Below are 24,791 nucleotides of genomic sequence, written 5' to 3'. Positions count from 1 at the left end.
GTCCCCCGACCGGATGGGTCCCTCCCCGACACGCCGTCGCGGGAGGCGCCGCCCGGCGGACCGTGGTAGGAATGGCCCCGGAGGGGGCGGTCTGGGGAAGAGGCCGCCCCCTCCTCCCATGTCCGGGCCCCGGTGCGAGGCGCCGTCAGATGCCCAGGGCCGCGGCCACCTCCGGGTGCGCGGTCGCGTCGAGGGACTGGTCCTCACCGGGCAGCGCGATCGTCCGCGCGCCGTGGTCGGCCAGCGTCACCGTCACGTCGGTCCCCTGGCCGGGCAGCTCCGTCTCGTACTGCAGCAGCAGCTCGCTGGTGTCGTCGACGGCCACCGACCAGCCCGCGTCCGACGCGTAGACCGTCGCGAGCCGGCTGTCGATCGACCGCTGCCCCTCCCAGGTCACCGCACCGAGGAACGCGCCGGCGTCGTCGGCGTCCTCCGCGCCCAGGTTGAGCACCACCTGCACGAGGACGTCGCCCAGCGGCACCGCGTCGGGGCCGGTGGCCAGCGGGCGGCGCACGAACGGGACGTCGGGGAGGCCGGCGGCCGCGAGCGCCTCGCCCAGGCCGGGGACGTCGCCGAACCAGACCTGCTCGCGGGTGAAGAACAGCGTGCGGACGTCGTCGGGCCGCCCGTCGCCGTAGGAGGTCACGGCGCGCGCCCGGCCCGCCGAGCCCGCGAGGTCGACCTCGCCGGTGAGGGTGAGCAGGCCCTCCTCGCCGAAGGGCGCGGTGACGACGACGTCCGCGCCGCCCTCCTCGGTCTCCCGCGCCAGCAGGCCGGCGAGCACCTCGGCCTCCTCGGCGGTCACGGGGTCGCCGGGCTGCCGATCGGCGCCCTCGTCCGTGCAGCCGGTCAGCCCGACGCCGAGCAGGACCAGCGCGGTCGCGAGCAGGCGGCGCGGCATGCGGGCCAGCGTAGGCAGCCCGGGGGCGGCACCGGACCCCCGACAGGCCGCAGGCCCGCCCCCCGGGTCGGGGGACGGGCCTGCTCACGTGGTGACGCGCTGGAACGGCCCCGTCCGGAGGCTCACCGCGAGCTCGCGAGCGGTGAGGGGGACGGGGTCCTTCCTCAGCGCTCCACGTCGCCGCGGATGAAGGCCTCGACGGCGTCGCGGGCCTCGCTGTCGGTGTACTGCACCGGCGGCGACTTCATGAAGTACGACGACGCCGACAGGATCGGGCCGCCGATGCCGCGGTCCTTGGCGATCTTCGCGGCGCGGACGGCGTCGATGATGATGCCGGCCGAGTTCGGGGAGTCCCAGACCTCGAGCTTGTACTCCAGGTTCAGCGGGACGTCGCCGAACGCGCGGCCCTCGAGCCGGACGTAGGCCCACTTGCGGTCGGTCAGCCACGGCACGTGGTCCGACGGCCCGATGTGGACGTTGTCGGTGCCCATGTCGCGGTCGACCTGGCTCGTGACGGCCTGGGTCTTGGAGATCTTCTTGGACTCCAGGCGCTCGCGCTCGAGCATGTTCTTGAAGTCCATGTTGCCGCCGACGTTGAGCTGCATCGTGCGGTCGAGCTGCACGCCGCGGTCCTCGAACAGCTTGGCCAGCACCCGGTGGGTGATGGTCGCGCCGACCTGGCTCTTGATGTCGTCGCCGACGATCGGGACGCCGGCGGCGGTGAACTTGTCCGCCCACTCCTTGGTCCCGGCGATGAACACCGGCAGGGCGTTGACGAAGGCGACGCCGGCGTCGAGGGCGGCCTGGGCGTAGAACTCGGCGGCCTGCTGCGAGCCGACCGGCAGGTAGCAGACGAGCACGTCGGCGCCGGACTCGCGCAGGGCCGCGACGACGTCCACGGGCTCGTCGTCGGACTCCTCGACCGTGGCCCGGTAGTACTTGCCCAGGCCGTCGAGGGTGGTGCCGCGCTGCACGGTGACGCCCAGCGGCGGCACGTCGGCGATCGTGATGGTGTTGTTCTCGCTGGCGACGATGGCCTCGGAGAGGTCACGGCCGACCTTCTTGGCGTCCACGTCGAACGCCGCGACGAACTCCACGTCCGAGACGTGGTACTCGCCGAAGCGGACGTGCATGAGGCCCGGCACCTTGGTGGTCTCGTCGGCGTCCCGGTAATAGTGCACGCCCTGCACCAGCGAGGCGGCGCAGTTGCCGACGCCGACGATGGCGACCTTGACAGCTCCCATGGTCTTCCCTTCTCCCTGGACCGGGTGGTCCGTGTCGCGGGACCGTTCCGGTCCTGGCGGTGGCTGCAGTGGCGGTCGCAGCCGGGTCGTGCCTGCAGGCCTGGGTTCAGTCCTGCTCTGGTGCGTGGTCCGGCGGCCCGCTGCCGCCGCGGTCCGCGGCGTCCTGGCCCGGGCCGGGGGAGCGGCGCTCGCTGTCGATGAGCTCGGACAGCCAGCGGACCTCCCGGTCGACCGAGTCGAGGCCGTGGCGCTGCAGTTCCAGCGTGTAGCGGTCGAGTCGTTCCCGGGTCCGCGCCAGTGAGGACCGCAGGCCGTCCCGCTGCCGTTCGACCGTGCGGCGGCGCCCCTCGAGGATGCGCAGCCGCACGTCGGCGGCGGTGTGCCGGAAGAAGGCGAGGTGGACGCCGAAGAGCCTGCCGTCGTCGTACGCCTCGGGGCCGGCCTGGCTGACCAGCTCCGCGAAGCGCTCCTTGCCCTCCGCGGTGATCGTGTAGACCACCTTCCCGCGCCGGCCGGTGAGCGGCGGTGCGTCGGCCGGCAGCGGTGCCCCCCGGTCGGGCTCGTCGGTGGTGACGAGCCCGGCGGCGTGCAACCGCTTGAGCGCGGGATACAGCGACCCGTAGGAGATGCTGCGCAGGCCGCCCAGCACCTCCGCGAGCCGCTTCCGCAGCTCGTAGCCGTGCATCGGGGCCTGCTGCAGCAGTCCGAGGATGGCGAACTCGAGCACGTCGCCCCCCATCGGCTCCTGCCGGTCGATGTATCGGGACGATACATCGGGGTGTGAACGAGGCGGCAACTCGAGATCCCGCCGTCGGGCGGGGGTCGCCCGATCGGGCGCGGGAGGTGAGCGAGGACACCGTCCGCGGGGCGCGCCGGGGGGCGTGGAGTGCCCGCGTCCGGGGTCCGGGACTGGCGTTCCTGCGTACATTGGCGGCCGTGCCCGGACGTCGCTCCGTCGTGGACTACTCGCTGCACCGGCGAGCCGTCCTCGCGGACGTCCAGGCCGGCAGCACCGGGCTCTTCGAGGTCTGTGACGCGAGCCCCTACCTCACCCGTGCGGCGAGGTACCACGGGCAGCCCACCGACGAGACGTGCCCGGTGTGCCGGCGCGAGCGCCTGACGATGGTGAACTACGTGTACGGCGAGGCGCTCGGCCACGTGGCCGGGCAGGCCAAGACCGACGCGGAGCTCGCCCGGATGGACGCGATGCAGGAGGAGTTCTCCGTGTACGCCGTCGAGGTGTGCCGGGGCTGCGGCTGGAACCACCTGGACTGCTCCTACGTCCTCGGTACCGAGCCGGCGCCGGGGAGCTCGCCGCAGCGCGGCCGCCAGCGCGCGCGGGGCCGCACGGCCACCGAGCAGCGCTAGCGGGACCGCCGGGCGCACCGCCGGACCCGTCCGTCACACCCGTCCCGGGGACGGTGCGCACCCGCGCGTCCTCCCCGGTGCACACAGCAGACAACGCCACGCTGGGCCGGTTCGAGACCTGCCCACCGACTACCGAGGAGGGGCTCCCTGGTGCCTCCCCACGACGAGACCTCGCCGGTCGGGCCGTCCGGCGGCCCGCCGCGGCGGCCGCCGGCCGCCCGCGCACCCGGCTCGGGCGGCGCCCGCCGCCCGTCCGGGGGCACCCGCGGTCGCACGACGTCGGCCCGCGACGGGGGCTCGCGCCCCGGCGGCTCCCGCCCCACCGGCTCCCGTCCCGCGGGCGGAGCGCCCGGCGGCAAGAAGGCGCGCACGAAGAAGCAGCGCCGCCGTCGCCGGCTGAAGGTGCTGCTCGGCCTGCTGGTCGGCATGTTCGTGCTGCTCGGCGTCTTCGTCGGCGTCGTCTACGCCACCACCGAGGTCCCCGACCCGAGCTCGGTGCAGAACGCGCAGACGACCGTCGTCTACTACGCCGACGGCACCACCGAGATGGCCCGCCTGGGCGACACGAACCGCACCAACGTCGATCTGGCCCAGGTCTCGGAGCCCGCCCGCAACGCGATCCTCGCCGCCGAGAACCGGAACTTCTACTCCGACCCCGGCATCTCCTTCACCGGCATCGTCCGCGCGGCCTGGAACAACCTCACCGGCGGCTCGACGCAGGGTGGCTCGACGATCACCCAGCAGTACGTGAAGAACGCCTTCCTGTCCTCGGAGCAGACGTTCAGCCGGAAGTTCCAGGAGCTCTTCCTCGCCGTCAAGCTCGACAACGAGTACTCGAAGGACGACATCCTCGAGAACTACCTGAACACCATCTACTTCGGCCGCGGCGCCTACGGCATCGAGGCCGCGGCGAACACCTTCTTCGGCGTCCCGGCCGCGCAGCTCACCCCGCAGCAGGGCGCCGTGCTCGCCGTCCTCGTCCGCAGCCCGAGCTCCTACGACCCGGAGAACAACCCCGAGGGCGCGCAGGACCGCTGGGGCCTGGTCCTCGACGCGATGGTCGAGGAGGGCTGGATGACCCAGGCCGAGCGCGACGCCTCGGTCTACCCGCCGATCGCGCCGCGGCCGGAGTCCTCCGCGCTGGGCATCCCCACCGGCCCCGAGGGCCTGGTCGTCTCGCAGGCGATCGACGAGCTCGAGGCCCGCGGCTACTCCGACGAGCAGATCCGCGCCGGCGGCCTGCGCATCACCACCACCGTGGACAAGGCCACGCAGGACGCCGCGCGCGCCAGCGTGCTCGACGTCATGCAGGGCGAGCCGGGCAACCTGCGGCAGGCGCTGGTCGCCGTCGACCCGAGGACCGGCGCGGTCCGCGCCTACTACGGCGGGGAGATCGGCGCCGGCGAGGGCGCGGTCGACTACGCCCAGACCCGCCGCCAGCCCGGCTCGTCGATGAAGCCCTACGTGCTGGCCACCGCGCTCGACCAGGGCATCGGCGTCAACTCCCGCCGCGACGGCAGCTCCCCGCAGGAGTTCCCGGACCGCGAGGCGCCGGTGCGCAACTCCGGCGGCGCCTCCTGCGGCGCCTGCACGCTCGTCGAGGCCATGACCCGCTCGCTCAACACCACCTTCTACGGCCTGGCCTACGAGGTCGGCCCGGAGAACGTGCGGGCGACGGCGCTGGCCGCCACCGGCATGCCGGAGACGTGGCCCGCCACCACCGGCGGTCTGCTCGACGACCAGCCGACGCTCACCGCCCCGAACTCCGGCGGCGTCACCGGCTCCTCGATCGGCATCGGCGAGTACGAGATGCGCCCGATCGACCAGGCCGTCGGCTTCGCGACCTTCGCCAACGGCGGCGTGCGCCACAACGCGCACTTCGTCGCCCGGGTCACCGACACCACCGGCGCGGTGCTGCTGGAGAGCGGCGCCGACGCCGGCGAGCAGGTCATGTCGGCCGACGTCGCCAACGACACCACCTTCGCCCTCGAGGGCGTGGCGCAGTACTCGCGCCGCTCGCTCGACGGCGGCCGCGAGGTGGCGGCGAAGACCGGCACGCAGGGCATCGACGCCGACGACAACTCCGACGCCTGGATGGTGGGCTACACGCCCTCGCTGTCGACGGCCGTCTGGATGGGCAGCGACCGCTACGAGCCGATCCGCAACAGCGACGGCGCGATCATCTACGGCTCGGGCCTGCCGGGTGCCATCTGGCAGCAGTTCATGGACACCGTCCTCGCCGGCACGCCGGAGGAGGACCTGCCCAACTCGCCGAAGATCCGCGGCGACACCGGCGAGGGTGTCCCGGCGCCGGTGACCACGGCCCCGCAGACCCAGTCGGCGCCGACCACCCAGTCGGCCCCGACGACGCAGCCGGCCCCGGAGACCACGACGCCGTCGGCGCCGACCACGACCACCCCGCCGACGACGACCCAGCCGGTGCCGCCGCCGCAGCCGCAGCCGGTCCCCGGGGACACCGACGGGGACGGCGTTCCCGACCTCGGCGGCCAGGGTCCCGGCGACGGCGACCAGGGCGACGGGGGCGGCAACCAGAACGGCTCCCCCGCCCCGGCCCCCGCGCCCGGCCAGGTGGCCCAGCCCACCGGCTGACCCGCCCGGCACACTGGGCACGTGAGCTCCACCCCCTCGGGCCCGTCCGCCCCGGCACCCCCGCCGGCGGACGGGCCCGCGGCGTTCCCGGCGCCGTCCCGCCGGCCCGACCGCGTGGTGCCGACCTGGTCGGACCCCGTCGCCGCGCAGGCCAGCGAGGCCGTCGGCGGCCCGTGGGGGCGGCACGCGGTCACCGGGCGCGCCCTGTTCTGGACGCCGCTGCGGGTCTGCCTGCTCTACGCGACCGTCGTGCTCGCGGGCGCCTGGCTCAAGCAGGCGCCCTGCTCCGACGGCAACTGGGCCGGGTCGGTGCAGTACACCCACCTCTGCTACTCCGACGCCGTCCCGCTGTTCGGCCTGCACGGCCTGGACACCGGCGCGCTCCCCTACCTGGACTCCGCCGTCGAGTACCCGGTGCTCACCGGGGCGTTCATGGCACTGGCGGCCCTGCTCGGCCGCGGCTACGAGAGCCTGGCGACGGCGGCCGGCCTGCTGCCCCAGGTGCCGCCGGTGCAGGCCTACTACGTCGCCACCTGCCTGCTGCTGAGCCTGTGCGCGCTGGTCACCGTGCGGGCGGTGCTGGGCGCGGCCGGCCGCCGGCCCTGGGACGCGGCGCTCATCGGCCTCTCGCCGCTGCTGCTCGTGCACGCCTTCACCAACTGGGACCTGCTCGCCGTCGCCCTCGCCGCATGCGGGCTGTGGGCCTGGGCGCGCGAGCGGCCGGTGCTCGCCGGCGTCCTGCTCGGCCTGGGCACCGCCGCGAAGCTCTTCCCCGTCCTGGTGCTCGGCGCGCTGTTCCTGCTCTGCGTGCGCGCCGGGACGCTGCGCGTGTGGCTGCGGGCCGCCGTCGCCGCGGGCGCCGCCTGGCTCGTCGCCGACCTGCCGGTGGCGCTGCTCGCGCCGGAGAACTGGTCGCTGTTCTTCCGGCTCAACAGCAGCCGGCCGGCCGATCCGGACACGCTGTGGAACATCGCCATCACCGCGGCCGGCGGCGACCTGTTCGACGGGCCGCTGGCCGAGGGCGAGACGCCGGTCGTGCTCAACGCGCTCGTGGCGGTCTGCGTGCTGCTGGTGGTGGCCGCGGTCGGCTGGCTGACCCTGGCCGCGCCGGCGCGCCCGCGGGTGGCCCAGGTGGCCTTCCTGCTCGTCGCGGGCTTCCTGCTGGTCACCAAGGTGTGGAGCCCGCAGTACTCGCTGTGGCTGCTGCCGCTCGCGGTGCTGGCCCGCCCGCGCTGGCGCTCGCTGCTGCTGTGGCAGGCCACCGAGGCGGTGCTGTGGGTGGTCCGGATGCTCTGGTACCTCGGCACCGACGACCGCGGCGTCGGCATCGAGTGGTTCTTCCTCGGCGTCGTGGTGCGCGACGTCGCCGTCATCGTGCTGATGGCGCTCGTGGTGCGCGACGTGTGGCGCCCCGACGCCGACGTCGTCCGCACCTCCTGGCCGGCCGTCGACGACCCCGCCGGCGGCCCCCTGGACGGCGCGGAGGACCGGGTGGTCCTGCGCCGGCGACCGCGCACGATCAGGCCGCCTGATCATGCGGTGTCCTAGCTCACCGTCGGCGGTGAGCCAGGACGCCGTGGGCTGAGCCAGGACGCCGTGGGGGAGGTCGCCCGGCCGGCCGTCAGCCCAGCGCCGAGCGGACCAGCGCGACCTCCTCGGCGTGGGAGGCGGCGTCGCCCGGGGTCTCCAACACGACCGGGCAATCTGCGGCGCGGGCGACCTCGAGCAGCAGCTCCAGCGGGATCTCGCCCGCGGTGAGCGGCGCGTGCCGGTCGCGGCCGGAGCCCTGCGGGTCGCGGCTGTTGTTGAGGTGCACCAGGTCGATGCGGCCGGTGACCGCCCGGACGTCGTCGACGGCGGTGGCGAGGTCCCAGCCGGCCGCCCAGGCGTGGCAGGTGTCGAGGACGAAGCCCGCGCCGAACTCCCCGACGGCGTCCCACAGCCGGGACACGGCGCCGAGCTCGCGGGCCATGGCGTTGTCGCCGCCCGCGGTGTTCTCGATCAGCAGCGGCAGCGGGAAGCCCCCGTCCTCGGCCTGCCGGGCGAACGTCTTGCGCCAGTTGCCGAACCCGGCGGCCGGGTCGTCCTTGGCCAGCACGTGCCCGCCGTGCACCACCATCCCGCGGGCGCCGATCGCCGCGGCCGCCCGGGCGTTCACGGCGAGGTTCTTCCGGCTCGGGATGCGGATGCGGTTGTTGGTCGAGGCCACGTTGAGCACGTAGGGCGCGTGCACGAAGACGGCGACGTCGGACGCCAGCAGCTCCTCGGCGTCCGGGCGCGGCAGCGGCGCCTTCCAGCCCTGCGGGTCGCCGAGGAAGACCTGCACGCCGTCGGCGTCCATCTCCGCGGCGCGGGCGAGCGGGCCGCCGTCGTCGAGCTGGTTGTCCTCGGTCAGTCCGGGGCCGACGTGTACGCCGATCGGGTGTGCAGCCACCCCGGCGACAGTAGTTCGGCGCCGATCGGGCACCCACCCGTATCGCCGCGCGGAGGCCGTCGTTGGGACACCAGGAACGGCGGATCCCCGCTGGAGACGTCGACGACGACGGGGCGGTGCGCGGATGGGGACCGGTACGGCGCGGGACGGCAGGGTCCGGCGGGGGGCCCGGCGCGGGCTCGCCGCCCTGGTGCTCGCCGGGGTCGCGGTGCTGGGCGGCGCGGTCCTGCCGGCTCCCTCCGCGAGCGCGGCGCCGTCGGCCACCGTCGAGATCCGCGACCTCACCCCGCCGCTGGTCTCGGTCGACCCGGGCGGCGAGGTCGCCTTCGTCAATCGGATCGAGCCGAGGACGGTGCAGGTCGGCGGGGGCGGGCTGCTGCCGTCCCTGGTCACCGCGCAGGTGTTCACCGACGTCACGCTGCAGACGCCGTCGGGCACCCACCCGCTGCCGAGGGACGCGGAGCACCGCGAGCGGTTCGACCGGACCTGCGTGTTCCCGCAGTGCGCGATCACCTACACGTACCGCGTCGTCGTGCCCGACACCTCCGTCGCCGGCTCGCTGCTGACCCGGGTGACGACGCAGGCGCTCGGCCGGCTGCCGCAGGACCAGCCGGTCACGGTCGACGGGCGGCAGACGCAGGTGCAGATCGGCGTCCCGACGCCGTTCGTCGTGAACACGCTGCTGCCGCTGCCCGACCTGCCGTCGGTCGGCCTGCCGCAGCTGCCGGCGGTCGACGTGCCGCTGCCGCAGCCGCCCGTCCCCGGGACGCCGCAGCCCGAGGCGGCGCCGGAGGCCCCGGCCCCGGCAGCCGCCGCCCCGGCCGCGCGAGGCGTCGACGGCGAGCCGTACGGCTACGACCTCGGCGGCGCCGCCGCGGCGATGGCGCCGGTGGGCGACGCGGTCGCGGCGGCTCCCGGCCTCCCCGCGGCGTCCTCCGGAGGGGGCGCGGCCGGTGCACCCGGCGCGGGTGCCGGCGGCCTGCCGGGGAACCACGACGGCGTCCCGGTGCCCGTCTCCGGCGACCTCCGCGGTCTCGACGGCACGGCGATCGACGAGGAGAGCAGCACCGTCACCGCCGACGGGCCGCCTCCCGCCGTCGGGCTGCCGCTCCCGGCGCTGCTCGCCGTCGTCGCGCTGGCCGGCGCCACCGCCGCGCTCGTCCGCACGCACCTCGCCCTGCGCGCGCCCGGCGGCCGGCGCCCCTGACCTGCGCGCCTGCGGCCGCCGTCCCCGGCCGGGGTCGGCGGCCGCGCTGGTACCCTTGACCTGCGCGTCCCGTGTGCCGTCCCGGCAGGCAGGGCGCGCGACGCGTGTACGACCCTCCTGCTGCAGACGTCCTGCAGCCGCCCAGACCAGAGGAGGTGGGGTTCTCCGTGCGTCACTACGAACTGATGGTCATCCTCGACCCCGACCTGGAGGAGCGCACCATCGCTCCCTCCCTCGACCGGTTCCTGACCGTCGTCACCAACTCCGGTGGCAGCGTCAAGACCGACATCTGGGGCCGGCGTCGCCTGGCCTACGAGATCAAGAAGCACGTCGAGGGCATCTACGCCGTCGTCGACATCCAGGCCGAGCCCGCGGCGGTCGCCGAGCTCGACCGCCAGCTCAACCTCAACGAGTCGGTCCTGCGCACCAAGCTGATGCGGCCCGAGGTCCACTGAGCATGGCCGGCGAGACCGTCATCACCGTCATCGGCAACCTGACCTCCGACCCGGAGCTGCGGTTCACGCCGTCGGGTGCCGCGGTCGCCAACTTCACGGTCGCCTCGACGCCCCGCACCTTCGACCGGCAGTCGCAGGAGTGGAAGGACGGCGAGGCGCTGTTCCTCCGCTGCAACGTCTGGCGGCAGGCGGCCGAGAACGTGGCCGAGTCCCTCACCCGCGGCTCGCGGGTCATCGTCTCGGGGCGCCTCAAGCAGCGCTCGTTCGAGACGAAGGAGGGCGAGAAGCGCACCGTGATCGAGCTCGAGGTCGACGAGATCGGCCCCTCCCTCCGCTACGCCACCGCGAAGGTCACCCGTGCCGCCCGCGGTGAGGGTGGCGGCGGCGGTGGCGGCGGTTTCGGCGGCGGCGGTGGTGGCGGTTTCGGCGGCGGTGGCGGCGGGGCGAGCGACCCCTGGTCCACTCCGGCCGGCCCGTCCGACGAGCCGCCCTTCTGATCCCTCTCTACCCAGATCTAGCCGTACCTGGAGAACCCAGTGCCCAAGCCCCCCGTGCGCAAGCCCAAGAAGAAGGTCTGCCAGTTCTGCAAGGACAAGGCGACCTACATCGACTACAAGGACACGACCCTGCTGCGGAAGTTCATCTCCGACCGCGGCAAGATCCGTGCCCGCCGCGTGAGCGGCAACTGCAGCCAGCACCAGCGGGACGTCGCCACGGCCGTCAAGAACAGCCGTGAGATGGCCCTGCTGCCCTACACCTCGACGGCGCGCTGACCATGAGCACCCAGAAGCTGATCCTGACGCAGGAGGTCACCGGTCTCGGGTCCTCCGGTGACACGGTGGAGGTCAAGGGCGGCTACGCCCGCAACTACCTCCTCCCCCGCGGCCTGGCCATCGTCGCCTCCCGCGGTGCCGAGAAGCAGGTCGAGTCGCTGCGCCGGGCGCGTGCCGCCCGCGAGGTGCGGTCGCTCGAGGAGGCGCAGGCCGTGGCCGGCCGCCTCTCCGGCCTGACCGTCCGGGTGCCGGCCCGCGCCGGCGACGGGGGCCGTCTCTTCGGCCGCGTCACCACCGCCGACGTCGCCGCGGCCGTCACGGCCGCCGGTGGCCCGGAGCTGGACCGCCGCCGCATCGAGCTGCCGAGCAGCATCAAGACCACCGGCCAGCACACCGTCACCGTGCGGGTGCACCCGGAGGTCACCACCCAGCTGGCGATCGACGTCGTCGCCGGCTGACGCACCGCAGCACCGCCCGGGGGGCGTCGGACACCGTGTCCGGCGCCCCCCGCGGCGTCTCCGGGGCCGGTGAGGGCGCCGGTCACGGGCTCGGGGGCGCCGCCGTCCCGGGTGCCCGCCGCGCGGCCGCCCGCAGCACCAGCAGCCCGCCCACCGCGGGCACCAGGGCCCGCAGCCGCACGCCGCGGGGCAGCGGCAGCTGCCAGGCCAGGACCGCCGTCACCAGGTAGGCGGTGCCGTGCAGCGGCCCGACCGCCGAGGCGAGCGGCGCCCAGTGCACGGTCGCGAGGTTCCCCAGCAGGACGGCGAGGGTGACCAGCTCGGCCGCGGTGGCCACGCCCAGCCGGCGGGCGGCCGGGTCAGACACCGGTGGTCGACCCCGGGCGCACGACCATCAGGACGACGACGGCCACCCAGACCAGGTTGAAGGCCCCGGACGCCGCCGCCAGCCGCGCGACGCGGGCCCGCGCCGCCACGAGCGTGCCGCCGGCCGGCAGTGTCCGGGTGGCCGCGGCGAGCAGCTCCTGCTGGCCGGGCAGGACGACGCCGGCCAGGAGGCCCGCCGCGAGCAGCGTGAGCGCCATCGACGCGAGGACCCAGGCGTTCCCGAGGACGCCCAGCGCGCTCGCCGTCGCGACGCCGAAGACGGGCACGGCCAGGGACAGCACGGCGTACACGCGGGTGACCCGGTGCAGCAGGCGCAGCGCCGGCACCCCGGCTCCGGACCCGCTGCCGGATCCGCTGATGGACCCGCTGCTGGACCCGCTGCCTGTCCCGTCGGCGAGGGCCTCCCGGGCGTAGCGGGGGAACAGACTGACCGCGATCGTCACCGCGCCGACGAAGACGACGGCGACGACCACGTGGACGCTGAGCAGCACGGCGGCCATGGGACTCCTCTCTCCGAGTGCGTCCACGGTATCAGTCAGGCTGAAACCGACGGTGCTGCGAGGATCCGTCCGTGACGGGACCCGGAGGAGCGGCAGACCGGCCGCCGGACAGCGCCGCGATGGCGCTCGTGGTCGCCGGTCGTGCGGTGGAGGACCTGCTGGGGAGCCGGCTGGCGCCGCTGGGCCTGTCCCTGCGGCTGTTCGGCGTCCTCGGCCACCTGGCCCGCGACGAGGGGCTCTCCTACACCGACCTGGCACGGCGGGCGCGGGTGACGCCGCAGAGCGTGCACGCGACCGTCGGGCGGCTGGTCGAGCTCGGTGCCGTCGAGCCCGCCGGCCCGGGGCGCGGCCGGCGGGCCGGGCTCCGGGTGACCGGCGAGGGGCGCCGGCTGCTCGCCGCGGGGCACGACGCGGTGGCCGCGCTGGACGCCGACCTCGGCGCGGCGCTCGGGTCCCACGGCGCCCCGCTGGACCGCTCGGCCCTCCTGGCGGTCCTGGCACTGGCCGGGCGGGTGCCGGGCGCCTGACGGGGGCGCTCAGGCCCCGGAGGGGGTCCCGAGGTCCTGGCGGCCCACCACCGACAGCAGCTCCAGCTGGCCCACGGCGGCGCTGCCGGGCGGGGCGGTGAAGAACAGCAGCCGCTGCCGGCCGTCGTCGCTGACCAGGCGTTGGCAGTCGAGCTCCAGCACGCCCAGGGTCGGGTGCACGATCCGCTTGCGGACGCTGCGCCGCACGGCGACGTCGCCGCTGGCCCACAGCGCCGCGAACTCGTCGCTGGCCGCGTGCAGGCGCTCCACCAGGTCCTCGGCCTCGTCGTCGCGCCCCCGGCGGGCGACGGCGGCGCGCAGGTCGGCCACGCTCTCCCGCGAGTGCCGCAGGTGGTCCTCGGCGGGGTAGAGGCCCCGTGCGGCGGGGTCGGTGAACCAGCGGTAGACGAAGCTCGCGGCCGGCCAGGTCCGCGGCCCGGCGTCGCCGAGCAGGGCCTCGGCCATGGGGTTCTGCGCGAGGGTCACGTCGAGGTCGGTGATGACCCGCGCCGGCGTCGTCCCCAGGCGGTCGAGCAGGGTGAGCATCGCCGGCTGCACGTGCCCGCTGCCGCCCGACGACGGCGGCGCGAGGCCGGCCAGGTGGAACAGGTGGTCGCGCTCGTCGCCGTCGAGCCGCAGCGCGCGGGCCAGCGCCGCGAGCACCTGCGGGGACGGGTGCGTGGCCTTCCCCTGCTCGAGCTCGGTGTAGTACTCGACCGAGGTGCCGGCCAGCCGCGCGACCTCGTCGCGGCGCAGGCCCGGCACCCGGCGGCGGGGGCCCTCGGGCAGGCCGACGTCGGCCGGACGGACGCGGGCGCGCCGGGTGGACAGGTAGCTGCCGAGGTCCGCGGGGTCCACCGGGCCAGTCTCCCGTGCCGCGCGCGGGGCCGCCCGGGGGCTCGTACGACCCGGCGGGTGGGCTGCTGGGACCGGTGTTCCGGACGGGACGACACGACACGCCCGGACGTCGGATCGCCCGACTTCTTCGTGTCCACAGCCCGTGGGCGGAGCGCCCGCAGGTGACACCCGCAGGACCCGCGGATGGCCGGTCGGTGTCCCGCCCGTCTCCACATGTCGACTCGGGCTGTCCACCGACTTGTCCACAAGTTGTGCAGAACGCGGTGCACACGGGTGTTGGACGGACCGGCCGTCGGTTTCCTACCGTCCTCTGCGGCACCGGGTCCCGGCGGAGAACTGTCGGTGGCTCCCGGTAGCAACGTGCTCGGACGGACGTTCGGGCACGAGCGTCGCGCGTCCTGGTGCTCCCCCACCGGGCCCGGGCTCCCGCCCGGGCTGTGTCCGCGCGCGCCCACGAGCACAGGGAGGTACCAGGTGGCGGTCGCCGACGACTTCAGCCGGCCGCAGGCCACGGCGCCGGAGTACGACCGGCAGCCCCCGCAGGACGTCGCCGCCGAGCAGTCGGTGCTCGGCGGCATGCTGATGAGCAAGGACGCCATCGCCGACGTCGTCGAGCAGCTGACCGGCAACGACTTCTACCGGCCGGCCCACCAGGTGATCTACGACTGCATCCTGGACCTCTACGGCCGGGGCGAGCCGGCCGACGCGATCACCGTCGCCGCCGAGCTCAACCGCACCGACCAGCTGTCGAAGATGGGCGGCGCGGTCTACCTGCACACGCTCATCGCCTCCACGCCCACGGCGGCCAACGCCGGCTACTACGCGCAGATCGTGGCCGAGCAGGCCACGCTGCGGCGGCTGGTCGAGGCCGGCACCCGCGTGGTGCAGCTCGGCTACGGCGCGGCCGGCGGGCGGGGCGACGTCGACGACATCGTCGACCGCGCGCAGCAGGAGATCTACGAGGTCACCGAGAAGCGGATGAGCGAGGACTACTCGCGCCTCGAGGACGTCCTGCAGCCCACGATGGACGAGCTCGACGCGATCGCCTCCCGCGGCGGCACCGCCCGCGGCGTGCCCACCGGCATCCGCGACCTCGACGAGCTGACCAACGGCCTGCAGGCCGGGCAGATGGTCGTCATCGCCGCCCGCCCCGGTGTGGGCAAGTCGACCCTCGGGCTCGACATCGCCCGGTCGGCCACGGTGAAGCACCACATGCCGGCCGTCATCTTCTCGCTCGAGATGAGCAAGCACGAGATCACCATGCGGCTGCTGTCGGCCGAGGCGAAGGTGCCGCTGCACCACATGCGCGCGGGCACGCTGTCGGACGAGGACTGGTCGAAGCTGGCCCGCCGGATGGGCGAGGTGGCCGACGCGCCGCTCTACATCGACGACTCGCCGAACATGACGATGATGGAGATCCGGGCCAAGGCGCGGCGGCTCAAGCAGCGCCAGGACCTCAAGCTCGTGGTCATCGACTACCTCCAGCTCATGACGTCGGGCAAGCGCGTCGAGAGCCGTCAGCAGGAGGTCTCGGAGTTCTCCCGTGCCCTGAAGCTGCTGGCCAAGGAGATCGAGGTCCCGGTGATCGCGATGTCGCAGCTCAACCGAGGCTCGGAGCAGCGCCAGGACAAGAAGCCGATGCTGTCGGACCTCCGCGAGTCCGGCTCGATCGAGCAGGACGCCGACATGGTGATGATGATCCACCGCGAGGACATGTACGAGAAGGAGTCCCCGCGGGCCGGCGAGGCCGACATCATGCTGGTCAAGCACCGCAACGGCCCGACCGCGAACGTCACCGTCGCCTTCCAGGGCCACTACAGCCGCTTCGTGGACATGGCCAACTAGGCGCTACACGGCCACCCAGCCAGGCGCCCGCAGCGGCCCGGAGCACCCCGCTCCGGGCCGCTGCGGCGTCCTCGGGGCGGACGGCGACGGCCCGGTCGGCACCGGTGTTCCACGTGGAGCAGGACCGGCTGCAACACCCGCCAGTTGTGATACGGCTCACCGGAGGCTAGGAAGGACCGGTTCGTCCCTTCCATCTGGAGAAGCCTGTGCAGCAACGACGCTGGCACCGGGCGACCTCGTCGCTCCTCGGTGCGCTGGCCCTCACGGCCACCCTCTCGGTCACCGCGACCCCCGCGCTGGCCGCCCCGCAGAAGGCCGAGCCCCTCTCGGTCTTCCCGTCGAACTCCCTGACCGTCCGCGACCCGGCCCAGCTGACCGGACGGCGGGTCGCCCTCCCGACGGCCGACTGCGGGGCCCCGGTCACCTGCGGCCTGGTGCAGTCGCTCAACCAGCTCGACGGCTTCGACCTGGACCCGCGGATCGCCGTGCGGTTCAGCTCGCCCGTCGACCCGGCGGCGACCGCCGCGCGCATCACCGTCCAGGAGGAGCACGGCGGGTGGCGCACCGGCGTCGACCGCGTCGTGTGGGACCCGGCCACCAACACCCTGTACGCCCACCCGGCCGAGCAGCTCGCGCCCGGCACGACGTACCGGCTTAAGGTGCAGGGCGGCCCGGACAACAAGGCCACCCAGGACATCTTCACCACGCTGAGCGCGACCGACGGCCTGCTCGACCTGCGCCGGCAGATCGAGAGCGGCGCGGCCCTCCGCGCCCAGGGCATCGTGCCGGGCCTGCGGATCGAGGGCGTCTTCCCGGCGGCCGGCACCACGGTCGCGCAGCTGCAGGACCGCGGCGCCGCCGACCAGACCGTCCCGGTGGTGCTCCCGCCCTACCCGGCCGGCAGCACGCTGGTCTTCGGCTCCTACGAGGCGCCGTCGTGGCTGCAGCCCGACGTCTCCATCCGGCAGACGCCCACCCGCGACGGCGGCCCGGCGCCGGTGGGCAAGGCCCGGCTGCCGATCGTCGCCGTCCTCCCGCCGGGCACGTCCCCGACGGGTGGCTGGCCGACGGCGGTCTTCGGCCACGGCTTCACCGCCTCGACGACGAGCGTCTTCCTCGCCGCCGTCGGCAACGCCAACGCCGGCCTCGCCACGATCGGCACCAACGTCGTCGGCCACGGCTACGGGCCGGGCAGCGAGTGGGTCGTCACCAGCGGCGGCCAGACGACGCGGCTGTCGTCCTACGGCCGGGGCGTCGACCAGAACGGCGACGGCGTCATCGGCAACACCGAGGGCTCCTCGGCCACCGGGGCGATCGCCGCGGCGTCGTCACGGGACGCGCTGCGGCAGACCGCCGCGGACGTCATGACCCTGGTGCGCTCGCTGGGCACCGACGTCGACCGCAACGGCAGCGCCGACCTCTCCGGCCGCGGGGTGACCTACTTCGGCCAGAGCTTCGGTGGCATCTACGGGACGATGGTCACCGGCGCCGACCCGGCGATCGCCCGCTCGGTGCTCAACGTGCCCGGCGGCCCGATCACCGAGATCGCGCGGCTGTCGCCGTCGTTCCGGCCACTGACCACCCAGGCGCTGCAGGCGGCCGGCCTGCTCAACAGCAGCGACCCGACCCGCGGCTTCTTCCAGGAGCAGATGCCGCTGCGCGGCGAGGGCCCCGTGACGCTGACCGTGCCGGGGGCGGCGGCGATCCAGGAGTACCTGGCGCGGGCCACCTGGCTGTCCCGGCCGGGCAGCCCGGAGACCTTCTCGCCGCTCATCGCGCCCGAGCGGGTCGTCGTCCAGGTGGCCTTCGGTGACCAGACGGTGCCCAACCCGACGTCGTACACGCTGGTCGACGCCGGGGACCTGTGGTCGCGGACCAGCCTCTACCGCAACGACAGGACGGCGAACGCGGCCAACAACCCGCACTCCTTCCTGCTGCAGCTGACCCTCCCGGCGGCGCTGCAGGGCCAGCGGCAGGTGGCGACCTTCCTGCGCACCGGGCAGGTCATCGACCCCGACGGCGGCGACGCGGTGTGGGAGGTGCCGATCAGCGACCCGGCCCTCCTGCTGCCGCTGAACTACGCGGCACCGGCGCTGCGGCCCTGACCGGCCGCTGACCGCAGAGGGGCCCGGGAAGACATGTCGTCCCGGGCCCCTTCGTCATCCGCCGCCGTGGTCCCGTCCCGGTCACGTGCGTCCGACGGGCGGGGTGTCGGGCGTGTCGACCTCGCCGGCCGCCCCTAGCGTCCGCCTCCCCCGCGCCGGTGCGGGGACGAGGCACCAGGAGCGGACGATGGGGACACGGGGGCGCGGCGCACCGCGCTGGCTGCACGGCGCGGTCGCGGCGGTGACGCTGGCCGGCGCGCTGCTCGCGCCCGGGCAGGCACTCGCCGAGGAGCCGGCGCTCCCGGCGGAGGTGACGTCCGCGCCGGCGACGACGGCTCCGGCCGGTCTCCCGGGGATCGACGGCGACCGCATCGAGGCAAAGTACGCCGCACTCGGCGGCCCGGCAGGCGTGCTCGGCGCCCCACGCGAGACCAAGCTGTGCATGGACGACGTGGTCTGTTGGCAGCACTTCGACCACGGGTCCCTGTTCTGGTCGCTGGACCGCTCCGCGGCGGCCTACGCCCTCACCGACAGCGCACTCGTCCAGGCCTGGCAGCGGACGGGGGGCGCCTTCAGCTCCCTGGTCCTGGGCGTCGGCGTCCCCGCGTCCGACACCTTCTGCGGCCTGCCGGACGGCGGGTGCGGCCAGCACTTCGCGAACGGGTCGATCTACCGGTCCGCCCGCACGAGCCCGGTGCGCATCGACGGGCCGATCCGGGACCGCTGGGCGGCGGACGGATGGGAGCGGGGCCCCCTCGGCTATCCCGTCTCCGCGGCCTTCTGCGGACTCCGGGACACCGGCTGCGGGCAGCACTTCCAGGGCGGCAGCGTGTACTGGAGTCCCGCCAGCGGAGCGGTGGCGGTGCGCAGCGGGCCGATCGCCGACCTGTGGGCGGCCCAGGGCTGGGAGTGGGGACGGCTCGGGTACCCGACCGGCGCGGCCTTCTGCGGCCTGCGGAACGGCGGCTGCGGTCAGCACTTCCAGGCCGGTTCGGTGTACTGGTCCCCGGGGTCGGGTGCGCACGTGGTCACCGCACCGACCGGCGTCCGCTGGGGCCAGTTCGGCTGGGAGTTCGGGCCGCTGGGCTATCCCACGTCGGATCCCTTCCACGGGGTGCACCACCGGGTGGGGCAGCACTTCCAGGGCGGCTCGCTCTACGACACCAACTGGGGCGTCCTCGCGGTCCTCGGGCCCATCCGCGATCGCTGGGCTGCGCAGGGCTGGGAGCGCGGACCGCTGGGCTCCCCGACCTCGGACACCTTCTGCGGCCTGCGCGGCGGCGGGTGCGGCCAGCACTTCCAGAACGGCTCGGTCTACTGGTCGCCGGCGACGGGGGCCCGGGTGGTCGACCGGCGTTTCGCCGACCGGTGGGCCCGGCACGGCTGGGAGTACGGCAGCCTGGGGTACCCGACCTCCGAGATGTTCTGCGGCCTGCGCGGCGGCGGGTGCGGCCAGCACTTCCAGGGCGGTTCGCTCTACTGGAACGGTGAGACGGGCGGGTGGCTCGGCACCGGCACCGCCTACGCCGTCCAGGGCCCCTTCCTCGCCGCCTGGGCGGCCCAGGGCTGGGAGAACGGCCGGCTGGGTTACCCCACGGGGGACGCCGTCGGGTCCGGCTGGAACCAGGGCCAGCGCTTCTACCGGGGGGACATCACGTTGATCAACGGCCGGGTGACCGTCCGGTTCGAGTGACGACAGAGGGGCCCGGGACGACGACGTCGTCCCGGGCCCCTCTGTCGTGCGCGGTGGATCAGGCAGCGGCGGCCATGGCGGCCTGCTCGCGGAGCAGCACGCGCCGGACGCGCGGCTTGCCCGTCGTCATCTTCCACAGCTTGCCCAGCTGGGTGGGCAGGTTGCGGGCGGTGGTGTTCTGCAGCCAGCCGTTCGGCAGCGACAGCCGGATGATCTTGTGCCAGGCCGACGCGACCTGCTGCGGCAGCGGCGCCGTGTGGTAGTTCAGGCCGTAGCGGTCGAACAGGTCACGGATCTTCGGCGCGATCTCGGCGTACCGGTTGCTCGGCAGGTCCGGGAACAGGTGGTGCTCGATCTGGTGCGACAGGTTGCCGGTCAGGATGTGCATCGCCTTGGAGCCGGAGATGTTGGCCGAGCCGAGCATCTGGCGCAGGTACCACTCGCCGCGCGTCTCGCCGTCGATCGACTTCTTCTCGAAGGTCTCGACGCCCTCGGGGAAGTGCCCGCAGAGGATGACCGAGTTCGACCACAGGTTCCGCACGATGTTCGCGGTGAAGTTCGCGGCCAGGGTGGCGACGAAGTTCGGGCCCGACAGCAGCGGGTGGATGACGTAGTCCTTGCGCACCTGCCGGCCGATCTTGACCAGCACCTGCTTGGCCCGGCGGCGGAACTCCGGGTCGCCGGTCTGCTTCTTGGCGATCACGGCGCCGAGCTCGAGGTCGTAGGCGGCGATCCCGTACTCGAAGAAGCAGGCGTTGATGAAGCTCCACAGCGGCTGGCCGAGGTACATCGGCGTCCACGGCTGGTCCTCGTCGACGCGCATGATGCCGTAGCCGAGGTCGTTGTCCTTGCCGATCACGTTCGTGTACGTGTGGTGCAGCTCGTTGTGCGAGTGCTTCCACTGCTCGGCCGGGCTCGCCATGTCCCACTCCCACGTCGTGGAGTGGATCTTCGGGTCACGCATCCAGTCCCACTGGCCGTGCAGGATGTTGTGCCCGATCTCCATGTTCTCGAGGATCTTGGCGATCGACAGGCCGATCGTCCCGGCGATCCAGGCCGGCGGGAAACCGGAGGCCAGCAGGACGGCACGGCTGCCCAGCTCGATCTTGCGGTGCACGTCGATGACCTTGCGGATGTAGCGCGCGTCGGCCTCGCCGCGGCTGTCCATCACGCCCTGGCGGATCTCGTCGAGCTCCTTCCCGATGAGCTCGATGTCCTCGGGGGTGAGGTGCTCGATCGGGTTGTCGGCCTTCTTCTGCAGCACGGTCATGTCTATGCGGCTCCTCTGGGTCTCGGTGTCGCGTAGGGGGGTCGGTGGTCTGTGAGCCGGGTCCTGCTCAGTGGTCGATGTCGCAGGCGCCGGCGGCGGCGCTGATGCAGGTCTGGACGAGGACGCCGTCGCCCGGGGCGGCGGTGGTCACCTCGCCGGTGCGCAGGTCGCGGACGGCGCCCTCGCGCAGCGGGAGGACGCAGCCGTAGCAGATGCCCATGCGGCAGCCGCTGGGCATGAGGACGCCGGCCTCCTCGGCGGCGTCGAGGATCGGGGTGGCCCCGTCGGCCTCGAGCGACGTCCCGTTCTTCGTGAAGGTGACCGTGCCGCCCTCGCCGGCGACCAGCACCTTCGGGCGAAAGCGCTCGGTGTAGAGCCGGTCGGAGAGGCCGGCGGCGGCCCAGTGCTCCTCCAGCGCCTCGAGCATGCCGACCGGCCCGCACGCCCAGGTGGCGCGCTCGGCGTGGTCGGGGACGAGCGCTGCGATCGCGGCGGCGTCGAGCATCCCGGCCGTGTCGGTGTGCTGCTCGACCAGCCGGATCCGGCCGTCGGCGGCCAGCTGCCGCAGCTCGGCGCCGAAGACGACGTCGTCGGCGGTGGGCGCGGAGTGCACGAGGACGACGTCGGCGAGCTCGGGGTGGTTGCGCAGGATGCCCATGACCGGGGTGATCCCGGAGCCGGCGGTGACGAACAGTGCCTTGGCCGGCAGCTGCGCGGGCAGGCAGAACTCGCCGGTGGCCTGGTCGAGCTGGACGACGGTGCCCGGCTCCGCGCGGCGGACGAGGTGGTTGCTGACCTTGCCGCCGGGGATGGCCTTGACCGTGACCGTGAAGCAGCCGTCGGTGCGGCCGAGGTCGGAGGTGATCGAGTACGCCCGCCACATGCGGACGCCGTCGACGTCGATGCCGATCCGCACGTACTGGCCGGGCCGGTGCGGCTGCCAGTCGGCGCCGGGCCGGATGACGACGGTCGCGGCGTCGCGCGTCTCGGGCAGGACCGCCTCGATGCGCCCGCGCAGCGCGGCGCCGGACCGCAGCGGGTCGATCAGGTCGAGGTAGTCGGCGGGCAGCAGGGGCGTGGTGACGAGCTCGGCGAGGCGCAGGGCGCGGTCGCGCAGCGCCTTCAGGGCCGGCCGGGCCGGGGAAGGGCGCGGAACGGTCGCGGTCATGTCCCTACAGTTCCCTGCGGCTCGCGTAACTACCTGTGCCTTCGACGTGAACGTGGACGCGGATACTGTTCGGAGCGAACAAGTGAGGTCACGAGGAGGTCACGTGACGGTGCAGCAGCAGACCTTCGCCGCCGACGTCGCGGAGGCCGTGATGGCCGAGCTGCCGGCGGTCGCCGAGCGGACCGTGGCGGCGATCGTCGTGGAGGTCCCCAGCTACGCCGAGGCGTTCCGCGGGCCGATGGGTCGCAAGATCGAAAACGCCGTCCAGCTCGCGCTCGCCGGGTTCCTGGAGCTCGCCACCTCGGCCGGCGGGGTCGACGCCAGCCGGCCGATCGACCCCGCCATCCAGGGCGCGTATGCGCTGGGCCGCGGGGAGGCGCGCACCGGCCGGTCGATGGACGCGCTGCTGGCCGCCTACCGAGTGGGGGCCCGGGTGGCGTGGCGGCACCTGAGCGCGACGGCGGTGGCGGCCGGCATGCCCGCGGGGTCGCTGGCCCGTTTCGCCGAGCTGGTGTTCGCCTACATCGACCGGCTGTCGGCGGCGAGCGCGTCCGGCCACGCCGACCACCTCGCGGCCAGCGGGCGCGAGCGGCGCCGGCAGCTGGAGCGGCTCGCGGAGCTGCTGGTCACCGGCGCGCCCGCCTACGAGCTGAACGTCGCGGCCGAGCGGGCGGACTGGACGCCGCCGCGCACCCTCACCGCCGTGCTGCTGCCGGAGGCCGACGCCCGCGGCGCGCTGGGGGTGCTCGACTCCCGCACGCTGCAGGCCGGCGAGGACCTGCCCGGCGCCGAGCCCTCCACCGAGCGGGCGGTGCTGCTCGTCCCCGACGCCGAGGGCTTCGCGCGCGCGGCGCTGCTGTCCTCGCTGGCCGGCCGAGGCGCCGTCGTCGGCCCGGCGCGGCCGTGGCAGGACACCCGCTCCTCGTACTCGCGGGCGCTGCGGGCGCTGCAGCTGGGCCTGCTCCCCGACGGCGAGGCGCCGGTGGACACCGAGGTCCGGCTCGCCGACCTGGTGCTGCGGGCCGACGGCGAGGCGCTGGCCGACCTGCGCGCGCAGGTGCTGGCGCCGCTCGACGACCTCGGTCCCGGGCCGCGGGAGAAGCTCCTGGAGACGCTGCGCTCGTGGCTGCTGCACCACGGCCGCCGCGAGCAGGTGGCCGCCGAGCTGTTCGTGCACCCGCAGACGGTCCGCTACCGGATGGGCCAGCTCCGCGAGCTGTACGGCGCCCGCCTCGACGACCCGACGACGGTGCTCGAGCTGACCCTCGCCCTCGGTGCCCGCTGACCCTGGCTGCGGGCCGCCGTCCCCGCGATCATGGACCTGCGGTGGCGACACGCCGCCGTCTCCCCGCGTGTCGTCACGCGAGCTCCATGATCGCGGAGTCGCGCCCTGAACGCGACGAGGACGGGCTGGGACGCTGATCGGGTGGGCGACGTGGAGGAGGCCGACCGGCTGCTGCGGTCGCTGGACGGGCGGTCGGCCGACCAGGTGCGCGTCGGCGTCGGTGACGTCCAGGTGGTCCTCGACGACGGCTCGCTGCTGACGCTCGCATGCCCGGTGACGGTCGCCGGCCAGTCAGGCGTCTGCGTCGAGCCGACCTCCCTCGACGGCGTCGCGCCCCTGCATCCCTGGCTGCGGACCACGGCCCGCGACGCGGGCGTCGACGCGACGGGTGCCCTGTCGTTCACCGTGGGGCCGACGACGTTGCGCTGCGCCCCGGACCCTTCGTACGAGGCCTGCGCCCACGACGGTCCGGGAGGGGCGGAGGTCGTCTGCATGCCCGGTGGCGGGCTGGCGATCTGGGGGTGCCCGCCCGCGGCCCGGAACGCGGCAGGTGCCGGCCGGCGGCGGGTCGCGGCGAACTGGCACGCCGTGCACAGGGTCCTGCCAGGCCGGGCCGCGAGGGTCGGACCCATCGCGGCACCGCCCCGGCGCCGCGGGCAGCGAGGAGGTCCGCCATGAACCGCACCCACGAGACCGTCGGCCGGCACGCCTGGGTCCGCCGTCCGCGCCCGTCCCTCCCGCCGGAGCTCACCGCCGACGTCGCCGTCGAGGTGGCCGCCGCCGCCCTCGCCGACCACCCCGGCGCGACCATCGAGTGGCTGGAGGTCGACGGCGACGGCCTGTTCGAGGCGCACCTGCGCGGTGCCGACGGGCAGACGCTCGTCGTCCACCTCGACGGCGACCTGCGGGTCGTCGGGTGGCTCGCCGAGGTCAGCTGACCGGGCTCACGAGGGGCGCAGCACCGCGACCAGGAAGTCCGAGTCCGCGGTGAACGCGTGCAGGTGCCAGCTCGACAGCAGCACGTCGGGCTCGAGGCCGGCGGCACGGGCGTCGTCGAGGAAGGAGTCGAAGGCGTAGTCGCGCCCGGCGCCGAAGCCGACCACCGCCCGGCCGCCGTCGGCGAGGTGCGCGCGGAAGCGCCGCAGCACCTCGACCCGCGTCGAGGGCGCCAGGAAGGTCACCACGTTGCCGGCGCACACGACGACGTCGAAGCGGTCGGGCAGGTCGAGCTCCGCGAGGTCGCCGACCAGCCACCGCGCCCCCGGGTGGTCCTGCTCGGCGGCGGCGATCAGCACCGGGTCGACGTCGACGCCGACGACGTCGTGACCCACCGAGGCGAGGTGCTCGCCCACCCGGCCGGGCCCGCAGCCGGCGTCGAGCACCCGCGCCCCGCGGGGCAGCATCGCGTCGACCAGCCGGGCCTCGCCGACGATGTCCATCCCGCCGGCGGCGAGGTCGCGGAAGCGCTGCACGTAGGCGGCCGAGTGGCCGGGATCGGCCTGCGTCATGCGCACCCAGAGGTTCTCGGTCACGCCGTCCACCCTCGCACGCCCGCCGGCCGCACCCGGGCATGCCGCCGGGCCGCCGTCCGGGTGGGCGGCGGCGCGTCGGGTCGTGGGGTCAGGTGCGGAGCCGGGTGGTGGTGATGAGGATCTCGGTGCCGTCGGGTCGCCAGGTGCGCCACCGGTCGTGGACGCGTTGCA

Annotated in this window: 25 protein-coding genes; 15 read left to right on the top strand and 10 right to left on the bottom strand. The window is 74.5% G+C overall.

Annotation, left to right across the window (positions count from 1 at the left end):
* Nucleotides 1-145: 145 nt before the first annotated feature.
* The 3 genes from BUE37_RS19175 to BUE37_RS19165 form a co-directional block, all read right to left on the bottom strand.
* Nucleotides 146-901 (bottom strand): hypothetical protein, encoded by a 756-nt coding sequence (locus tag BUE37_RS19175; protein WP_073422058.1) that lies wholly within the window; start codon nucleotides 899-901, stop codon nucleotides 146-148.
* Nucleotides 902-1,065: 164 nt separating this feature from the next.
* Nucleotides 1,066-2,145 (bottom strand): inositol-3-phosphate synthase, encoded by a 1,080-nt coding sequence (locus BUE37_RS19170; protein WP_073422057.1) that lies wholly within the window; start codon nucleotides 2,143-2,145, stop codon nucleotides 1,066-1,068.
* A gap of 106 nt (nucleotides 2,146-2,251) precedes the next feature.
* Nucleotides 2,252-2,884, bottom strand: coding sequence for a PadR family transcriptional regulator (locus BUE37_RS19165; RefSeq protein WP_245794762.1), 633 nt, complete (start codon nucleotides 2,882-2,884; stop codon nucleotides 2,252-2,254).
* Nucleotides 2,885-3,081: 197 nt separating this feature from the next.
* Here BUE37_RS19165 and BUE37_RS19160 point away from each other — a divergent pair, with 197 nt between their 5' ends.
* The 3 genes from BUE37_RS19160 (at nucleotide 3,082) to BUE37_RS19150 (ending at nucleotide 7,671) form a co-directional block, all read left to right on the top strand.
* A complete protein-coding gene (locus tag BUE37_RS19160; RefSeq protein WP_083628929.1) occupies nucleotides 3,082-3,513 on the top strand; it encodes a DUF5318 family protein in 432 nt (143 codons plus the stop codon).
* A gap of 150 nt (nucleotides 3,514-3,663) precedes the next feature.
* Nucleotides 3,664-6,123 carry a transglycosylase domain-containing protein gene (locus BUE37_RS19155; RefSeq protein ID WP_073422056.1) on the top strand — a complete coding sequence of 820 codons (2,460 nt, stop codon included), beginning with the start codon at nucleotides 3,664-3,666 and terminating at the stop codon, nucleotides 6,121-6,123.
* Nucleotides 6,124-6,144: 21 nt separating this feature from the next.
* Entirely contained in the window at nucleotides 6,145-7,671 is a 1,527-nt protein-coding gene (locus BUE37_RS19150) for a glycosyltransferase family 87 protein (RefSeq protein WP_073422055.1), read from the top strand.
* 73 nt (nucleotides 7,672-7,744) lie between these two features.
* Here the strand turns inward: BUE37_RS19150 and BUE37_RS19145 are convergent, their stop codons facing one another.
* A complete protein-coding gene (locus BUE37_RS19145; RefSeq protein ID WP_073422054.1) occupies nucleotides 7,745-8,557 on the bottom strand; it encodes a deoxyribonuclease IV in 813 nt (270 codons plus the stop codon).
* Nucleotides 8,558-8,681: 124 nt separating this feature from the next.
* Here BUE37_RS19145 and BUE37_RS19140 point away from each other — a divergent pair, with 124 nt between their 5' ends.
* The 5 genes from BUE37_RS19140 (at nucleotide 8,682) to rplI (ending at nucleotide 11,450) form a co-directional block, all read left to right on the top strand.
* Nucleotides 8,682-9,764 carry a hypothetical protein gene (locus BUE37_RS19140; protein ID WP_073422053.1) on the top strand — a complete coding sequence of 361 codons (1,083 nt, stop codon included), beginning with the start codon at nucleotides 8,682-8,684 and terminating at the stop codon, nucleotides 9,762-9,764.
* A gap of 167 nt (nucleotides 9,765-9,931) precedes the next feature.
* Nucleotides 9,932-10,219 carry a 30S ribosomal protein S6 gene (gene rpsF, locus BUE37_RS19135; RefSeq protein ID WP_073422228.1) on the top strand — a complete coding sequence of 96 codons (288 nt, stop codon included), beginning with the start codon at nucleotides 9,932-9,934 and terminating at the stop codon, nucleotides 10,217-10,219.
* A gap of 2 nt (nucleotides 10,220-10,221) precedes the next feature.
* Nucleotides 10,222-10,716, top strand: coding sequence for a single-stranded DNA-binding protein (locus BUE37_RS19130; protein ID WP_073422052.1), 495 nt, complete (start codon nucleotides 10,222-10,224; stop codon nucleotides 10,714-10,716).
* Between the two features lie 39 nt (nucleotides 10,717-10,755).
* Nucleotides 10,756-10,992, top strand: coding sequence for a 30S ribosomal protein S18 (gene rpsR, locus BUE37_RS19125; protein WP_073422051.1), 237 nt, complete (start codon nucleotides 10,756-10,758; stop codon nucleotides 10,990-10,992).
* 2 nt (nucleotides 10,993-10,994) lie between these two features.
* Complete coding sequence (gene rplI, locus BUE37_RS19120; RefSeq protein ID WP_073422050.1) at nucleotides 10,995-11,450, top strand: 50S ribosomal protein L9; 456 nt, start codon at nucleotides 10,995-10,997, stop codon at nucleotides 11,448-11,450.
* Between the two features lie 82 nt (nucleotides 11,451-11,532).
* On the opposite strand, the gene BUE37_RS19115 is transcribed toward rplI, so the two are convergent.
* On the bottom strand, nucleotides 11,533-11,817 hold the full coding sequence (locus tag BUE37_RS19115) for a hypothetical protein (protein WP_073422049.1): 285 nt from the start codon (nucleotides 11,815-11,817) through the stop codon (nucleotides 11,533-11,535).
* Nucleotides 11,810-12,337, bottom strand: coding sequence for a hypothetical protein (locus BUE37_RS19110; protein WP_073422048.1), 528 nt, complete (start codon nucleotides 12,335-12,337; stop codon nucleotides 11,810-11,812). Before BUE37_RS19110 ends, BUE37_RS19115 begins: the two co-directional genes overlap by 8 nt.
* 71 nt (nucleotides 12,338-12,408) lie before the next feature.
* Between BUE37_RS19110 and BUE37_RS19105 the strand changes: the two genes are divergently transcribed.
* Nucleotides 12,409-12,864, top strand: a complete 456-nt coding sequence (locus BUE37_RS19105; protein WP_139253068.1) for a MarR family winged helix-turn-helix transcriptional regulator — start codon at nucleotides 12,409-12,411, stop codon at nucleotides 12,862-12,864.
* Nucleotides 12,865-12,873: 9 nt separating this feature from the next.
* Here BUE37_RS19105 and BUE37_RS19100 read toward each other — a convergent pair whose 3' ends face one another.
* Nucleotides 12,874-13,722 carry a helix-turn-helix transcriptional regulator gene (locus tag BUE37_RS19100; RefSeq protein ID WP_073422046.1) on the bottom strand — a complete coding sequence of 283 codons (849 nt, stop codon included), beginning with the start codon at nucleotides 13,720-13,722 and terminating at the stop codon, nucleotides 12,874-12,876.
* Nucleotides 13,723-14,196: 474 nt separating this feature from the next.
* Between BUE37_RS19100 and dnaB the strand changes: the two genes are divergently transcribed.
* The 3 genes from dnaB to BUE37_RS19085 all read left to right on the top strand — a co-directional run bounded on the left by dnaB (nucleotide 14,197) and on the right by BUE37_RS19085 (nucleotide 19,365).
* Complete coding sequence (gene dnaB / locus BUE37_RS19095; protein ID WP_073422045.1) at nucleotides 14,197-15,567, top strand: replicative DNA helicase; 1,371 nt, start codon at nucleotides 14,197-14,199, stop codon at nucleotides 15,565-15,567.
* Nucleotides 15,568-15,773: 206 nt separating this feature from the next.
* Nucleotides 15,774-17,672, top strand: coding sequence for an Ig-like domain-containing protein (locus BUE37_RS19090; RefSeq protein ID WP_073422044.1), 1,899 nt, complete (start codon nucleotides 15,774-15,776; stop codon nucleotides 17,670-17,672).
* A 187-nt stretch (nucleotides 17,673-17,859) separates the two neighbouring features.
* On the top strand, nucleotides 17,860-19,365 hold the full coding sequence (locus BUE37_RS19085) for an LGFP repeat-containing protein (protein ID WP_073422043.1): 1,506 nt from the start codon (nucleotides 17,860-17,862) through the stop codon (nucleotides 19,363-19,365).
* 58 nt (nucleotides 19,366-19,423) lie between these two features.
* On the opposite strand, the gene BUE37_RS19080 is transcribed toward BUE37_RS19085, so the two are convergent.
* Together BUE37_RS19080 and BUE37_RS19075 are read right to left on the bottom strand one after the other, a co-directional pair.
* Nucleotides 19,424-20,635 carry a fatty acid desaturase family protein gene (locus BUE37_RS19080; protein WP_073422042.1) on the bottom strand — a complete coding sequence of 404 codons (1,212 nt, stop codon included), beginning with the start codon at nucleotides 20,633-20,635 and terminating at the stop codon, nucleotides 19,424-19,426.
* Nucleotides 20,636-20,702: 67 nt separating this feature from the next.
* Nucleotides 20,703-21,803 (bottom strand): ferredoxin reductase, encoded by a 1,101-nt coding sequence (locus BUE37_RS19075; RefSeq protein WP_073422041.1) that lies wholly within the window; start codon nucleotides 21,801-21,803, stop codon nucleotides 20,703-20,705.
* Between the two features lie 103 nt (nucleotides 21,804-21,906).
* Here BUE37_RS19075 and BUE37_RS19070 point away from each other — a divergent pair, with 103 nt between their 5' ends.
* The 3 genes from BUE37_RS19070 (at nucleotide 21,907) to BUE37_RS19060 (ending at nucleotide 24,026) form a co-directional block, all read left to right on the top strand.
* Nucleotides 21,907-23,088: a PucR family transcriptional regulator gene (locus tag BUE37_RS19070; RefSeq protein WP_245794760.1), complete on the top strand. Its 1,182-nt coding sequence runs from the start codon at nucleotides 21,907-21,909 to the stop codon at nucleotides 23,086-23,088.
* 141 nt (nucleotides 23,089-23,229) lie between these two features.
* Nucleotides 23,230-23,766, top strand: a complete 537-nt coding sequence (locus tag BUE37_RS19065) for a DUF6188 family protein (RefSeq protein WP_073422039.1) — start codon at nucleotides 23,230-23,232, stop codon at nucleotides 23,764-23,766.
* The gene (locus BUE37_RS19060) at nucleotides 23,763-24,026 is read left to right on the top strand and encodes a hypothetical protein (RefSeq protein WP_073422038.1); all 264 of its coding nucleotides are present in this window, start codon (nucleotides 23,763-23,765) and stop codon (nucleotides 24,024-24,026) included. The genes BUE37_RS19065 and BUE37_RS19060 overlap by 4 nt, the downstream gene beginning before the upstream one ends.
* Nucleotides 24,027-24,032: 6 nt before the next feature.
* Here the strand turns inward: BUE37_RS19060 and BUE37_RS19055 are convergent, their stop codons facing one another.
* Nucleotides 24,033-24,620: a class I SAM-dependent methyltransferase gene (locus BUE37_RS19055; protein WP_217651328.1), complete on the bottom strand. Its 588-nt coding sequence runs from the start codon at nucleotides 24,618-24,620 to the stop codon at nucleotides 24,033-24,035.
* Between the last annotated feature and the right edge of the window lie 171 nt (nucleotides 24,621-24,791).

Origin of the sequence: Geodermatophilus nigrescens (assembly GCF_900129495.1) — a bacterium.
Taxonomy (GTDB): domain Bacteria; phylum Actinomycetota; class Actinomycetes; order Mycobacteriales; family Geodermatophilaceae; genus Geodermatophilus; species Geodermatophilus nigrescens.
Note: the sequence above shows the minus strand (reverse complement) of the source record. Positions and strands in the feature narration are given on the sequence as shown.